At 44.0% G+C, this 15402-nt stretch carries 13 protein-coding genes; 7 read left to right on the forward strand and 6 right to left on the reverse strand.

What is annotated here, in order from left to right; genetic code table 11:
* Window positions 1-63: 63 nt before the first annotated feature.
* From L0M98_RS09490 to L0M98_RS09515, 6 genes are all read right to left on the reverse strand, one after another.
* Window positions 64-528, reverse strand: a complete 465-nt coding sequence (locus L0M98_RS09490; protein WP_227215799.1) for an ExbD/TolR family protein — start codon at window positions 526-528, stop codon at window positions 64-66.
* Window positions 528-1115 (reverse strand): ExbD/TolR family protein, encoded by a 588-nt coding sequence (locus L0M98_RS09495; protein ID WP_186974638.1) that lies wholly within the window; start codon window positions 1113-1115, stop codon window positions 528-530. The genes L0M98_RS09490 and L0M98_RS09495 overlap by 1 nt, the downstream gene beginning before the upstream one ends.
* A gap of 5 nt (window positions 1116-1120) precedes the next feature.
* On the reverse strand, window positions 1121-1567 hold the full coding sequence (locus tag L0M98_RS09500; RefSeq protein ID WP_099291039.1) for a hypothetical protein: 447 nt from the start codon (window positions 1565-1567) through the stop codon (window positions 1121-1123).
* Between the two features lie 3 nt (window positions 1568-1570).
* Window positions 1571-2380 (reverse strand): MotA/TolQ/ExbB proton channel family protein, encoded by an 810-nt coding sequence (locus L0M98_RS09505; protein WP_099291038.1) that lies wholly within the window; start codon window positions 2378-2380, stop codon window positions 1571-1573.
* 127 nt (window positions 2381-2507) lie between these two features.
* Window positions 2508-3548 (reverse strand): asparaginase, encoded by a 1041-nt coding sequence (locus L0M98_RS09510; protein ID WP_227215798.1) that lies wholly within the window; start codon window positions 3546-3548, stop codon window positions 2508-2510.
* Window positions 3549-3551: 3 nt separating this feature from the next.
* Window positions 3552-4448 carry a TatD family hydrolase gene (locus L0M98_RS09515; protein ID WP_227215797.1) on the reverse strand — a complete coding sequence of 299 codons (897 nt, stop codon included), beginning with the start codon at window positions 4446-4448 and terminating at the stop codon, window positions 3552-3554.
* Between the two features lie 404 nt (window positions 4449-4852).
* Here L0M98_RS09515 and L0M98_RS09520 point away from each other — a divergent pair, with 404 nt between their 5' ends.
* The 7 genes from L0M98_RS09520 to L0M98_RS09550 all read left to right on the forward strand — a co-directional run bounded on the left by L0M98_RS09520 (window position 4853) and on the right by L0M98_RS09550 (window position 15384).
* A complete protein-coding gene (locus L0M98_RS09520) occupies window positions 4853-5389 on the forward strand; it encodes an RNA polymerase sigma factor (RefSeq protein ID WP_227215796.1) in 537 nt (178 codons plus the stop codon).
* Between the two features lie 160 nt (window positions 5390-5549).
* A complete protein-coding gene (locus L0M98_RS09525; RefSeq protein ID WP_227215795.1) occupies window positions 5550-6758 on the forward strand; it encodes a FecR family protein in 1209 nt (402 codons plus the stop codon).
* 148 nt (window positions 6759-6906) lie between these two features.
* The gene (locus L0M98_RS09530) at window positions 6907-10269 is read left to right on the forward strand and encodes a SusC/RagA family TonB-linked outer membrane protein (protein ID WP_227215794.1); all 3363 of its coding nucleotides are present in this window, start codon (window positions 6907-6909) and stop codon (window positions 10267-10269) included.
* Between the two features lie 20 nt (window positions 10270-10289).
* Window positions 10290-11930, forward strand: coding sequence for a RagB/SusD family nutrient uptake outer membrane protein (locus tag L0M98_RS09535; RefSeq protein WP_227215793.1), 1641 nt, complete (start codon window positions 10290-10292; stop codon window positions 11928-11930).
* Window positions 11931-11948: 18 nt separating this feature from the next.
* Complete coding sequence (locus tag L0M98_RS09540) at window positions 11949-12695, forward strand: DUF4843 domain-containing protein (protein WP_227215792.1); 747 nt, start codon at window positions 11949-11951, stop codon at window positions 12693-12695.
* Between the two features lie 20 nt (window positions 12696-12715).
* Window positions 12716-14401: a PKD-like family lipoprotein gene (locus tag L0M98_RS09545; protein WP_227215791.1), complete on the forward strand. Its 1686-nt coding sequence runs from the start codon at window positions 12716-12718 to the stop codon at window positions 14399-14401.
* A gap of 62 nt (window positions 14402-14463) precedes the next feature.
* Window positions 14464-15384 (forward strand): ABC transporter ATP-binding protein, encoded by a 921-nt coding sequence (locus L0M98_RS09550; protein ID WP_186974633.1) that lies wholly within the window; start codon window positions 14464-14466, stop codon window positions 15382-15384.
* The last annotated feature ends 18 nt before the right edge of the window (window positions 15385-15402 follow it).

Raw genomic sequence — 15402 nt, forward strand, 5'->3', positions numbered from 1 at the left:
AATCAATTTTTTAAAAAAAGGGAGCGTTTGCCCCCTTTTTTTAAATTATAATTGATAAAATTATTATACTTTCTTCCGTGTCGCGTAGCTGATACGAAGTGAATTCGCTTTACGTAGTTCTTGCTTCACGTCGGTAACAATACCCATCTTTGTAAATTGATCAACTTTCAAGTTGTTGGTAATCATGTTGCGCTCTTCCTCCTTACGAGTTTCCTGCTCGGCGATCACGAAGGCACTGATTTCATGTAATCCGGCAAGTTTGTCATTTAACTGGATACGCGGTTCACTACCGTATACCCCGACAAACTGATCTTTCGGTTTCCCGATATAGATGTTACTAACCAAGGATTTCTTTTCCAGTTTCGAAACTTGTCTTGCCTCGGGCATACCGTTGTTGACCATAAGAGTAACCTCGCGCATCGTTGTACTTACCATGAAGAAGAATAACAACATGAAAACGATGTCAGGTAAAGATGCCGTTGAAATTGCCGGTACATCTTTCGAGCCTTCTTTTCTGAATTTAGCCATTATTTACCTCCTCCTTTCTGTCCAACATTTTTAGGTTCAGCCTCGGAAATAGCCGTCGGGATGTATTTTCTTACCGCATCCATCTGCTCTTCCGTGAGTTCACTATACTTCTTTCCCCACTTTTCCATGGCCTTCATATCTCTTACTTCATCGTAGGCAGCCGTCAATTCATCCTGAACGGCGATATACATTTTGTAAGATGTACCGCGGTCACTTTGCAGGGAAACAATACCATTCGAGATCTCGACTTGCCCGAAGAAAGGAATCTCCTTGAGTTTCTTGCTCGGTAGGTCTGGTTTATTATCCTTGTTCAGGATAAACTCTATCGTTTTTGCCTTCAACTGGGAAACGTCCATCATCTCGGAATTTACAGCCAACATGTCATCCTTGTTTACCATCACCTGTAAAACGTTACGTTTGGCAACGGGAGGAATCTGTACTTTATCCTCGGGTGGCATGGGCGGTAACCGTCTGAACAAACCGGAATCGACGTCCATTGTTGTTGATACCAAGAAGAAGATCAACAACAAGAATGCGATGTCCGCCGTTGAAGTGGCATTAATTTCCGGTGTCTTTTTTCTTGCCATAATAATTATCTAAATCGTCTGATAATTTCAGTTACAATAATTGCTAATACGGCTCCTATTCCCAAGAAATACATGGTAAATAGCATCGTGTCGGCAAATTTCAAAGTGCCTTCCACGTTGTCCGGTCCATCGTATCCCGGAAGATTCATGATCGTTCCGTCTGACATGGAATAAGCGATTAAAACGAGTAAACATACTCCGACGAGCGCGATCAGCGTTTTAACTGCCTGTTTCGGGTTGGTCAACAGGCGACCAATCGGGAATACTAAAGCAGCAAGGGCTGTCAACCCGAACAATATATATGCCCACCATATTAATTGGTCTGTGTATACAGGCGTGCTATATTGGGCGTTCGGAAGCTCTCCCCCGAAGAAAAATAACCCAACTAACACCACTGTAATGGCAAACATTGCAATGGTTAGGATATTTAATAACTTGGTTACTTTAAGCATGGTTTAGTGTTTTTGATTGTACTTTACAAGGATATCTAACAAGGTTACGGATGCATCTTCCATATCGTTTACGATACTTTCAACTTTTGCAACACAGTAGTTGTAGAATACCTGAAGAATCATGGCAACGATCAAACCGGCAACGGTCGTGATCAATGCAACCTTGATACCTCCCGCAACCAATGACGGTTGGATATCACCTGCTGCCTGAATCTTATCGAAGGCGTCGATCATACCGATAACTGTTCCCAAGAATCCCAACATCGGGGCCAAAGCGATAAACAAAGCGATCCAAGACATTCCTTTTTCCAAAAGTCCCATTTGAACGGAACCGTAAGAAACAACAGATTTCTCTACCATTTCGATTCCTTGGTCATAACGGGATAGTCCTTGATAGAAAATACTTGCGATAGGACCTCTGGTCGTGCGGCATACTTCTTTCGCTGCTTCAACACCACCGTTTTCCAAAGCGTCTTCTACACTCGCGATTAATTTCTTGCTATTAGTAGCTGCCAAGTTCAAGTAGATAACTCTCTCGATAGCGATAGCCAAACCAAAGATCAAAGCCAAGATAACGAAGCTCATGAACATGGCACCACCCTCGATGAATTTTTGTTTTACAACGGCGTGGAAAGAAGAACTTTCGATGGCGTCTTCATCTTCCAGAACGGTCGGGTCTGTTGTAGTTTCTTCGTCTTGATAAGTTTCTGTGGTCTCTGTTTGAGTCATTTCATCCTCTTGAGCCATTAGCATAGATGATGCTCCAATAGTAAGCATTCCTAAAACTGCTATTAGTGCAAATAATTTTCTCATGATCAATTTAACTGATTTTTAGTTTATTAATAATTAAATTTTAACTCTATATTTTGTTTTAAGCTGTTATATTTTTCAATTTGCACCACCTTGAGTCCAAATCGGGCACCAAGGTATAAAAAAAACGTTAAAAGCCAATATATTTGGGTGATATTTCTCCCTTCAAGGCGTTATTTAAATATTTTTTCACTTCGTTAGGGTCTTTATATTTGCCCAGCACGTACATCATTTTACACGCTGCCGCTTCCGTCGTGATGTCATGTCCGCTGATAACTCCGGCATTAAGTAGCTCTCTACTTGTTTCATACTTACCCATTTCCACGCTTCCGCCTTGGCATTGGGTAACATTATATATAAAGATACCTTTCGACAGGGCATCCTTTACTTTGTTAAGAAAAACTTTATTTGTCGGGGCATTCCCGGAACCGTAAGTTTCGAGTATGATTCCTTTTAATCCCGGGATACCCGTTACGGCGTCGATCACCTCCGGACGCATACCCGGGAATATTTTCAATATGGCGATATTCGTGTCCACGTCACAGAATGCCTCCACCGGTTCCACCCTCGGCGTGTAATCGATCGCGCTGTAATCGTAATGGATATGAATACCTATGCTCGCTAAAGGGGGATAATTGAATGACTGGAATGCGTCGAAGCTCTCGGCGTTTATCTTGGTCGTCCGGTTTCCCCTGAATAATTTAGCCCCGAACAGGATACTCACTTCCGGTACGATAGCTTTTTCTTGGTCATAAGCCGCCGCGATCTCGATGGCGGCGATCAGATTTTCTTTCCCGTCCGTGCGAATTTTCCCGATCGGCAATTGCGATCCGGTAAACACGACCGGTTTCGTCAGGTTGTTCAGCATGAAACTCAATGCCGCTGCCGAGTATGCCATCGTGTCCGTTCCGTGCAGGATCACGAATCCCCGGTAATCGTCGTAATTCTTCAGAATGATCTCGCACAGATCTTTCCACAGCTTTGGTTGCAGATCCGAGGAGTCGATGATTTCCGGTAATGTATAACTATCGATCGTGAAGCCGAATTCTTTGATTTCGGGAACTTCACAGGCAATCTGGTCGAAATTGAACGGGCATAACGCCCCTGTTTCGGGATCGTTCACCATCCCGATGGTTCCGCCAGTATATATAATCAACACGGGTTTTGTCATAAATCAAAATTTATTATCCACGCTTTTGCTATGCAAATTAAATAAATTCATCGCATTATTCGTTGTTATTTCCTGTAATTTTTTCGTGTCAATACCTCTAATTTCAGCAATTTTAGTGGCTATATACGGAATATAACTACTTTCATTCCGTTTTCCCCGGAAAGGGACAGGCGCGAGGTAGGGTGCGTCCGTTTCGAGAACAAGGTGTTCCGTTTCTATTTTGCCGACGACTTCGGCCATAGAAGATTTCTTGAAGGTGACGACCCCGCCGATACCTAACCGGAACCCGAGATCTATTGCCCGTCGGGCGTCTTCCTCGTTGCCGGGGAAACAATGGAGTATCCCTTTCATATTATAATGTTGCTTTTTCAACACGGCGAAAATTTCCGGCAAGGATTCCCTTGAATGAATCACCACGGGAAGATCCATTTCATGGGCGATATGCAGTTGCCGTTCAAAAACGACGATTTGCTCCTTGTAATAAGTTTTGTCCCAGTAGAGGTCAATCCCGCACTCCCCGATGCCGTATATCGTCGTTTGCCCGAGAAGTTTCTCGAAGGCTTTCATCTCTTCCCGGTACGAGGCGTTGACCGAGGTAGGGTGGACTCCCAGCAACGGGAACAGGTTATCCGGGTATTGCCCGGCAAGTGCCAACATGGATTGTCGTGTAGATCGATCTATATCTGGTAAAATGATATACCGGACGTCAGCTTCAAAAGCCCGTCGCACGGTTTCATCCCGGTCATTGTCAAATTCTTCCGCGTAAATGTGCGAATGAGTATCTATGTACATGTTTTCTTTATCTTGCGGGACAAATATAGGGAATAATTCGGGGGAATGCAAAGGTTTCCGGTTGTAGGTATTCTTCACGGGTTTTACATACATCTTGTTTCTACTCATAACATATATGAATCAAGTATTATTTCCGTATGAATTCCGGTGTAGTAGTACTTGAAAAGTTATTTAAAACCTTTTAGTAAGCTATTAAAACGCTATTATAGTATAGGGTTTTAATAGCGTTTTAATAGGGAACTAATAGCGTTTTATACGGAAATGAACCGGAATTCATACGGAAGTGTAGTTGAATTATTATATGTTATCAGTTTGATTTTTAGAGGAATTGATTGAATCATGCTGAAAATTGAAAACAGCCTCGTGTGATTGAAATTTTAGATAGCCTGTTTTGTTTTAAAACAACCTCTAATGTTGGAATATTGATTTTGTTCTTGATTTTTTTTGTAAAACGGAATAATTTCCCGATTTTTTATAATTTTGTGTTTGGTTCATTCCGTAAACAGGCTAGAATGGGATTATCTATTGAAAAAATCAGGCAGGGTGACGAACAGGCTTTCAAGGAGTTGTTCGACGAGTACTATCAGGCTTTGTGCGTGTTCGCCACGACTTACTTGAAGGATGACACTTTGGCCGCTGATATCGTGCAGGAGAGTTTCGTGAAGTTTTGGAAGCGTCGTGCGGATTTTAATGATACCTTTAATATAAAGTCTTTTCTTTACACGATCGTGCGCAATCACTGTCTGAATTCGATACGGGATAATAAATTGAAACGGGAAGATTTGTCTGTCGTGATGTCGGAGGAATTTTACACGGAAACATTGATCGAGGAAGAAGCGTACAGGATTTTCTACGAGGCAGTGAACGCGTTGCCCCCGCAAACACGTCAAGTCATACAGTTGTCCTTGGACGGTTTGAAAAATTCAGAGATCGCCGAACGTTTAGGTGTTGCCGAGAGTTCCGTGCACACGTTGAAAAAAATTGCTTACAAGAAACTGCGTGTGATGCTGAAAGATTATTATTACTTGGTATTTATGTTTCTTCATTGATTTTTCAGGAGTGTAAGTATTTGTAAATCTGTGTGCTTTGTTCTACTTGAAAAAATAAATGGAATAAAATGAATTTTCCGTTCCCCATAAAAATTGATTTTCGTGTTATATATTAAAACGATTGTAATGACAGACGGTTTTATAGAGGAAAAATTTATTAATGATGAAGCAAGAGAAAAATAAAGTGGAGTATGATCCTTTTGTTATCGCTCAGTGGATCGCGGCCTCGTTGACGGGGGAATTGTCGGGGGAGGAGGAACGGAAGCTGGCGGCATGGCGGGAGAGTTCGGCTAAACACGAACGCTTATACGGGCGGTTGTTGAACGAGGAGAACCGGAGGTGGAAAAAGCAGCAGTTCGATTCGTTTGACAAGGAGAGCGGCTGGAAGGGATACAAGGAAAAAGGGAGTCGGGAGAGAAGGATTTCCCGCGGATGGATACGCTTTGCGCGTTACGTAGCCGTGTTACTGGTACCCTTGTGCGTGGCGCTGTATCTGTGGAAAGGACAGACGGAAGATAAGTCCGTGTTACCGGTAATGGCGAGCCACACGATTGAACCGGGAGGGGCGAAAGCTTCATTGATTTTGTCCACCGGGGACGTTGTCGATTTGGCAGCAACTTCCGGTGCCATCCGGGTAAACGATGGAATGGTTATACAGAATTGCGGAAATATGCTTTCTTATCAAGACACGGCAGGGAAGGTTCCGACGGATAGTTTGATGTATAACGTGGTAACGGTACCGAAAGGCGGGGAATATCAACTGGTGTTGAGTGACGGAACGCAGGTGTACTTGAATTCGATGACTCGGATTCGTTATCCCGTCCGTTTTACCGGGGATACCCGTGACGTGGAACTGGAAGGGGAGGCTTATTTTGAGGTGGCACGGAACGAGGGGAAGCCATTTGTCGTGAGGACGGCGTGTTATGATGTAACCGTGTTGGGAACGCAGTTTAATGTAGCCGCTTACCGGAATGATAACATGACGAGCACGACGCTGGTGCAGGGGGCTGTCGAGGTTTCCGGCAAGGGTATTACCGAGGCGAGAAGGTTGCGGGTGGATGAACGTTTCGTGCTGGATAAGGTGACGGGTAAAGTGACGGTGGAAAAGGTGGACGTGAGTTATGACACGGCGTGGAAAGACGGGAAATTTCGCTTTCGGGACGTGCGTTTGGAGGATATCATGCGGGATGTCGAACGCTGGTATGACGTGACGGTCGAGTATGACGGTGACGAGGTGAAAGATTTCCGGTTCGGTTTTAACATGAGCCGCCACGAGACGATAGAGCCTTTGTTGCGAATTTTCGAGTTGAACGGTAAGGTAGAAATAGAGAGAAATGGAAACATATTAAAGGTTAAACGCGGCAGATAAAAATGGCAGGAAATGCCGGTAACATTTCCTGCCGAAATTATCACCGTTGAGACAGAGATAATTATTAATGCAATTAGTGAACAAATTTATGGAAAAAAAAGCAATTTTTCTCAGAGAAAACCTCGGGAAATTTAAAAAGCTATGGCTTATGACGAAGTTTACACTATTATTTGTTCTTTTGGGATTATTGAGCACGAATGCGTCGGTGTATTCCCAAACGGGGCAACAGATTACTCTTTCGATGAAGGATTCTTATTTGAAAGATGTGCTATGGGCGATAGAGCGCCAGACTACTTTTGTTTTCATGTATAACCAGGAGGACTTGGATAAGGTCGGGAAGGTTAGCGTGAATGTCAAAGCTTCCGGTATCGAGGAGATATTGAAAGCGTGTTTGAAGGGCACGGGGTTGACTTACGTGATCGAGGAGGCGGTGATCGTGCTGAAACCCATGAAGGAGGACGAGAAGAAAAAGGAAATCCGTATTGCAGGACGGGTGACGGACGAGGCAAAACAACCTTTACCGGGGGTGACGGTTCGGATCAAGGGAACCGGGCTTGGTACTGCCACGAATGCCGAGGGGCGCTATTCGTTGGCATTGCCGGAGATGAAGGAAGTGGTGTTGGTTTACACGTTCGTGGGAATGGTTACCCAAGAGGTGAAGTACGTGGGTAAGGACACGATCAACGTGGTGATGAAGGAGGATAAGGTGAAGATGGACGAGGTGGTGGTGACCGGTTACATGAACGTGCGTAAGGAGAGTTTTACCGGGAATGCTACGACGGTGAATAAGGACCAGTTGTTGAAGACGAATAACAAGAACGTGATTGCTGCTTTGCAGGCGTTTGATCCTTCCTTTCGGATTAAGGAGAATAAGCTTTTCGGTTCAGACCCGAACTCGTTGCCCGAGTTCACGATTCGCGGGGAAGGGAGTATCGGTATGAATCGCGGCTTGGAGATGGAGAAGGCTAGACGTTCACAGAGAACGAGTTTGAAGGATAACCCGAATTTGCCGATTTTTATTTTGGATGGTTTTGAGGTGTCCGTGCAGAAGATTTATGACATGGATATTAACCGTATCGAGAGTATGACGATTTTGAAAGATGCTGCCGCCACGGCGATGTACGGTTCTCGTGCGGCTAACGGTGTGGTTGTGGTGACGACGGTTGCGCCTAAGCCGGGAGAGTTGCGGGTAATGTATAATTTTAATGCCGGGGCGGAGTTTCCTGATTTGTCCGATTATAATTTGTGTAATGCTTGGGAGAAGGTGGAAGTGGAACGGTTGTCCGGAAAGTATATTTCAGAGGATGGAGATCCCGGTGTACAATTGATAAAAGATATCGCGTATAATGATTTGGTGAATGAGGTACGGAGGGGCGTGGAAACCGACTGGTTGGCTCAGCCGTTGCATAACGTGTTCAATCATTCGCATAGTTTAAATGTTTCCGGTGGTGTGGAGAGTATTCGTTACAGTTTGGATTTGAATTACGGGACGCATAACGGGGCTATGATCGATTCGTACCGGGATAACATGGGTGTGGGTTTGAATTTGGATTATCGGCACAAATCGTGGTTACAGGTGATGAATTCTGTTACTTTTAATGTGACGAAGGCTTCGGATTCTCCATACGGTTCTTTTGATTTGTATGCAAAGTTGCAGCCTTACTGGGCTCCTTACTCGAATGACGGTGAGCTGTTGGAAACGTTGAAAGACGGGAAGACTGTCAACCCGCTTTATCGGGCTAAAATGTTGGGCAGTTACGCGGGAAAGATGAAATTGAATGATTTGACCGATAATTTTAGTGTGAATATTTATTTTTCAGAGGGGTTTTCGTTTAAGGGACAGCTTTCTGTAACCAAGACCGATTCGGAGACGGAGAGTTTCTCGGATCCGAAAGACCCTGCGTATAGCTCGACTTCCACGAGAGAAAGAGGTGCTTTGACAACGATTTCCGATAAATCTTTTACATGGAACACGAATGCGATGTTTTATTTCAATAAATCGCTAGGAGATCATTTTATAAATGCCACGGCGGGTTTGAATATTCAGGAGTCGCATAATAAAACGACAACATTGGAGTATCAAGGATTCCAGTTGAGTAATTTGCATTCGCCGACATACGCTGCGGAACAAACTCGAAAGGCTGATGTTTCTTCTGATAAAAGTCGTTTGTTGGGAATTTTAGCTTCTGTTAATTACTCGTTTAATAATGTTTATTTGTTTGATGCTTCTTTCCGTATGGATGGTTCTTCTAAATTCGGGAAAGATAAGCGTTTCGCACCTTTCTGGTCTGTCGGTGCTGGGGTGAATGTGCATAATTATTCATGGTTGAAGGATCATTGGTTGGTGAGTACTTTGCGGTTACGGGGTACGTATGGAGTGACGGGTAATGTGAATTTCCCGGCGTATGCCGCTATTTCCACGTATCAGACTTCGGATAAGTGGTATTATAATACACCGTCGAATACGTTGATAGCGTTGGGAAATCCTAAGTTGACTTGGGAGAAAACGCACACGGTGGATGCCGGTATCAATTTGGGATTTTTTAATGACCGTTATGTTTTGGAGGGAACCTATTATAGGAAAGAGACGAAAAATCAATTGGAACAGTTGACAATTCGTTCTTCATCCGGGTTCTCCAGTTTTTACACGAATGCGGGTTCTATCCTTAATAAGGGGTTTGAGTTGAAGTTGAATGCCACGGTGTTGCAAAGCAAAGATTGGACGGTGGCGCTGAATGCCACGTTGGCATCGAACACGAATAAGATTACGAAGTTGGGGCAGGAGGCAGAGAGATATAATCAAAATATCCAAGATTTCCATAATGGGAAAAAACAAGAAAGTGAGGAGAATATGAGTGCCGAGGATAGAGAGGCGTATGGCGAGTTGCTTTATATCCCGTTGACTCAATATTACGTGGGGGCGTCGACGACGGCTATTTATGCGGTGCCTTCTTATGGAATTGACCCGTCTAATGGTAAGGAGTTGTTCCGGAAACGCAACGGACAGAGTACTTACGTGTGGGATGCCGCCGACGAGATTGTAGTGGGTGACAGGAGCCCGGATGCACAGGGTTCTTTTGGTATCAATATCGCGTGGAAAGGGTTTTACGTGAACACGACGTTCTTGTATCAATGGGGTGCTCAAGATTATAATGAAACGCTCAAGAATAAGGTGGAAGAGGCTGATATCGACGGGAGTAACGTGGATAGGAGGGTGTTGACACAACGTTGGATTAAGCCGGGAGATATCGCACCTTTCTTTGATTTGGCAAGGAAGCAAAAAACACAACCGACTTCTCGTTTCGTACAGGATAATAACTACTTGGCATTTAGCGGTATCTCTTGCGGATATGATTTTAGCCAAGAGTTGATTCGCAAATACCGTTTGACTTCGTTGGGTTTGCGGTTCAACATGAATGATGTGTGCCGTTGGTCTTCTATAAAGCAGGAACGGGGAACGAGTTATCCTTACGCTAAAAATTACAGCTTTACGTTGACACTTGGTTTTTAAAATATTTAATGATTTAGGATATGAAGATATATTTACAAATGATGTTTTTGTTGTCCTTGCTTTCGTTTGGTTCGTGTAAGGATTGGTTGGATTTGCAGCCGGAAGGACAGGCAACTAGCGAAGAGTTGTTCGCCACGGGCGACGGTTATCGTTCCGTTTTGGCAGGGATTTACGAGGCTATGGCGTCTAAGAATTTGTACGGGGTGGAATTGCAATTCGGGCTTGTCGATTGTATTTCACGGCAGTACACGTGGGATTGGAAATACGGGGAACAAGGTACCAATATGTATAAACTGGCTCGGAATTTTGATTATTATCATGCCGATTTGAGGCCCACGATTAACGCTATCTGGAAGGATGGATTCAACGTGGTGGCTAACGCGAATAATTTGATTCAGAATCTGGAGGATGTGTCCCCGGATTTGTTCGCGGGGGGAGAGCCGGAGCGTAAGATGATTTTGGGAGAAGCGTACGCTTGTAGGGCTTTGATGCATTTCGATTTGTTGCGCCTTTTTGCTCCTGCTTTGATTCATGATGATGGGGAACAACGGGTGCCGTACGTGGAGGAGTATCCTAATATTCAGCCGAATGGAATTGGGGTGAAGCCTTTTATGGAGAAGGTGATCCGGGATTTGAATAAGGCTCGCGAGTTGACGATCGAGTTTGATACCACGGCTTTGGGGATGAGTATGAGTGCTTCCGGAAAAACTCGTTTCTATGGAGAGTTGGAATATGGAATGGAAGGATACCAAAAGGAAAATACTATAGACGGTTTTTACTTGGGACGAGGGTATCGTTTGAGTTATTACGCGATTACGGCTTTGTTGGCAAGGGCATACCAGTACGCGGGTATGCAGGAGGAGGCTTTCCATATGGCAGAGGCGGTGATGAAATTTAAAGCAACGGGACCTTCGGGTAATTCTTATGATATGTTTTCCAGAGATGATTTTAACGGGGTTCGAGGGAGTAATTACGAGGAAAAGAATGATTTAAAGAATGTATCCGGTTTGATTTTTGCCATTTATAATGAAGAGGCATATAATGATTATGGTCTGGCAAATTTTTTCCAGAAAAAAACGAATGGGATGAATCAAGGGAATTGGTTGATGCTTGATTTGGAAAAACAAAAGATATTCCAAAGACCGGACGGGAATATGGATGAGGCACAGATGGATATTCGTTCTAAGTGTTTGCTTTATAAACCGGAAGATCATAGTATTTGGGGAGATTATAAGATTTCTGCAAAATGGTATTGTAGTGATGATGCGACGACACGTCAAAAGAATGTGCAGATTTTACCGGTAATTCGGGCAACAGAGATGCGTTATATCATGGCGGAATATTATGCCAGAAATCAACGTATGGAGGAGGCTTACAAGATATTGAATGATATTCGTCGGGATCGTTCGGATTACGCGGAAGTGCCGGGTGAGGGTGGAAATATGGAGTGGAAGACGATGGAAGATTTGCCCGTGGCTCAGAATTATGAAGGGTTCCAACGGGATTTGATTCGTGATGCGCAGCGGGAGTGGATTTCCGAAGGTCAGCTATTTTATTTGTATAAGCGCCTGGGGGCAAAGATTTATTTTAAAGAGGACGAGATTCGGGAATTGAACAAGTCCGAGTATATGTTGCCTGTGCCGGATGACCAGAGTATGTAATCGATAAATTGAATGAGTATGAAAAAGATATTATTGTTTGCTATTTGTGTAGTCACATTTTGGGCTTGTTCCGAGCAGGATATTAAGCCGTTCGGGGGACGTCATGAAGTTTATTTTTATAAGTTTTTTATGGACGAGAAGGCTCCCGGTACAGCTAAAGCGGATTCGACGGATGTAACTTTCTTTTTTGCCAAGCCAACGGATGAGTACGTGATGGCAGATGTGGTTGTGGCGTTGGCTGGAAGACCTATAACGGAGGATCTACATTTCGGGTTGAAGGTGGTGGACGAGATGACAACTGCAACCCCGAATGAATACGTCTTGGAAGATGTGTACACGTTTCGGGCTCGTCCTATTTCGGAGGATGCGGAATTGATTTTGGACACGATACAGATTCGAATGAACAAGAGTTCCCGATTGGATGAGTTGGAGGAAGGGATTCGGTTGACGGTACAAATTGTGCCGACGGACGAGGTGCAGGTCGGGCAATTCGAGCGGTCTCGGGCGGTGATTCACTTAACAAAGGATGCCGTGCGTCCCGTGTGGTGGACGCGGGAGGTAGAAGCCGGATTGTTGGGTCCCTATTCCTCGTTGAAGTATAAGACGTTTTTGGAAAATGTACCGGGGGCGTATGATATGGATGGTGACATGATAAAGAATTATCCGGACGAGGCAATCAAGTTGACGAAAGCGTTTAAACAATATTTGGCTGAAAATCCGATATATGACGAGGAGAATTACGAGTGGATGGCAGTGGAAGTTTAATCAATAAATGAAGATGTATTATGAAATATATAAGGTTGTATTTTGTATTATTGATGTTCGGTTTATTAGCCGGATGTTTTGAAGACGAGGGAAATTATGATTACGTGGAAATCAATCCTCCGACATGGGAACAGGAGTTCAATGATCGTACGCCTAAAAATATATACGGGTATGCCGGAAAGGGCGAGGTGATGAAGTTCACGGGAAGTAGTATGTTTAGATGGGAAGGGGATTCCGTGGCTCGTGCCGAGGAGGTGCGTTACGAGTGGAAGATTGGAGATGTGGTTATTAGTGAAGAGTTGGATTTTGAGATACCGACGGATGAGTTGGTTGAAAAAATAGATTTGAAACGTTATAGTAATAGTCAAGGGGAGTGGGGGACGTTTAATATTATTGAGAAAAAGACGGGAATTGTTTTTCCAGCTCGGCTTTACGTGTGGATTTATTCGACGTTTGCTCCGGATGACTGGTTTCTTCTGTCGGAAAATGGTAAAAACGCTAAACTTTCAGTTGTTCGTTTGCGTGTTGTAGAGGAGAAGGGGCAAAAGGTTATCAAGTACGAGTTTAGGGATGATGCCTATAAGGATATTAATGGACACGAGATTCCGGGTAGCCCGCTTGATCTGGTGATGGAGACTTCCCGGGATGTGAGTGCCAGTGGTGCGTGCGTGATACTGACCGATCAGGTTGCCTACGAGGTGAATATGCAGAATCTCGAGAAGGTGAGTGAGGTGAAGGATCAATTTTTGGACGGGACACCTGCGGATTTTAACATTATAGCCATGAAGGAAAAGGCTCCGCAGAGTCCTAGTTTCGGGGAAGGTTCGGCTTCTTTTGTTGCCACGAAAGACGGGCGTTTGTTTACCAGAATGAGGTCTGCAAATTATTTGACAGGTAAGTATTTGACGGAGCCTTATTATATTGACGCCAAAGGGTATAAGATTTCGAAAATTGGTCATACTCTGTATGGTGGAATCATACCTTGTTATGATGAAAAGAACCGGAGAGTGGTGATGGCAACGACGTGGAGGGAAGATATTCCAGGAGAAACTATGGGAGAAGGAACGTCAGTTTATAAGACAAGAGTTTTGCCTTTAGACAATAGTTACTCGGTGCCCGTTGATGGCTTTCCTGAAGGTACTGAAATGTTGCATCTTTCAACTAAGAATCATATTAGTTGGGGATATGGCGGAACAAAAGCACTTTTTTCTGTGTATTATAATGACCCGACAATGGATAAAGATCAAACTTTAGTGGGGGATTTTTCTTTTGAAAATAGAACTGGTTCGATTACGTATACATCATTTGAGCGTTGGTTTTATTTGCCAGTGAAATTGGATGCTTCTTCGATTATTCTTACCAGTGGAACATTGCGTAGTAATAGTGAAACGGCAAATGCTGCTAAATATCGGGATTTTTACACGGTAGGGGATAAATTGTATTACGTGCAGCGAGGAACAGACTGGAGCGATAAGACGGTGAGATTCCTTGAATTTAATGCCTCGTTCCCTTCTAAGGTTACGGCGTTAGCTTACGCTTTTGCTTCATTGGATCAAATATGGGTAGGATGTGAAGACGGAAGTATGTTTGCTTATGATATAAGGAATATTAATTCGCCGAAGTTAGTGTTCGAGAAAAATCTTGGAGGTAAGGTGGTTTCCATGAAGCAGATTGGATGGCATACTAGTAATGAAGATTGGTATTAATAGTGTCAAGATGAGCCGGGATTTGTAGGTTGTATAGATAAAATTGAAAAGTAAATTATTGTATGGAAGAAGCAATTGTAAAAGTCGAGCATTTGTCTCATCGTTATAGTGTGCAGTGGGCGATTCGGGATATTGATTTCGAGATAACTAAAAATGGTATTTACGGATTACTCGGCTCCAATGGAGCCGGGAAATCCACAACCATGAATATCATGTGCGGGGTGTTGAAGCAGACGGAAGGGGATGTGTTTATAAAGGGGGTCAGCGTGAGCAAGAATCCGGTTGAGGCGAAGCGGCATATCGGATTCTTACCGCAGGTGCCGCCGTTGCACCCGGATTTGACAGTCGAGGAATATCTTGAGTATTGTGCAGAGTTGCGTCATATTCCGGATCGGGAGGTGAAGAAAGCGATCAAGGAGGTGATGGAACGTTGCGGTATTTCGCATTTCGCGAAACGGGTGATTCATAATTTATCGGGAGGTTATCAACAACGGGTGGGGATTGCTCAGGCAATTATCCATAAACCGGAACTGGTGATATTCGATGAACCGACGAACGGTTTGGACCCGAATCAAATCGTGGAGGTGCGTCATTTGATAAAGGAGATTGCGCAGGAGCGTACGGTGATTCTGTCGACACATATCTTGACGGAGGTGCAGGCGACTTGTGATTATATCCGGATGATTGAGCAGGGGTCCTTAGTTTTTTCCGGAACGGTGAATGAATTTGATAACTATTTGCAGCCTAACACGCTGGTGGTTTCTTTAGCGGCTGTTCCGTTGGTAGCGGATATACAGGCTCTTTCGGGAATCGTGCGGGTGGAAGAATTGGGAGGTCCCAGGTTCCGCATCCAGTTTTCGGATGCTCGGGAGGCGATGGATCGCATCGTGGAAGCCAGTTATACCCGGGGGTGGCAGTTGACAGAGTTGCAACAGGAGAAGAGTTCACTGGATACCATTTTTGCCGAGTTGTCTAGAAAGTAGTATTAAATTTTATTCGCA

This window comes from Butyricimonas sp. DFI.6.44 (genome assembly GCF_022132345.1).
Taxonomy (GTDB): domain Bacteria; phylum Bacteroidota; class Bacteroidia; order Bacteroidales; family Marinifilaceae; genus Butyricimonas; species Butyricimonas muris.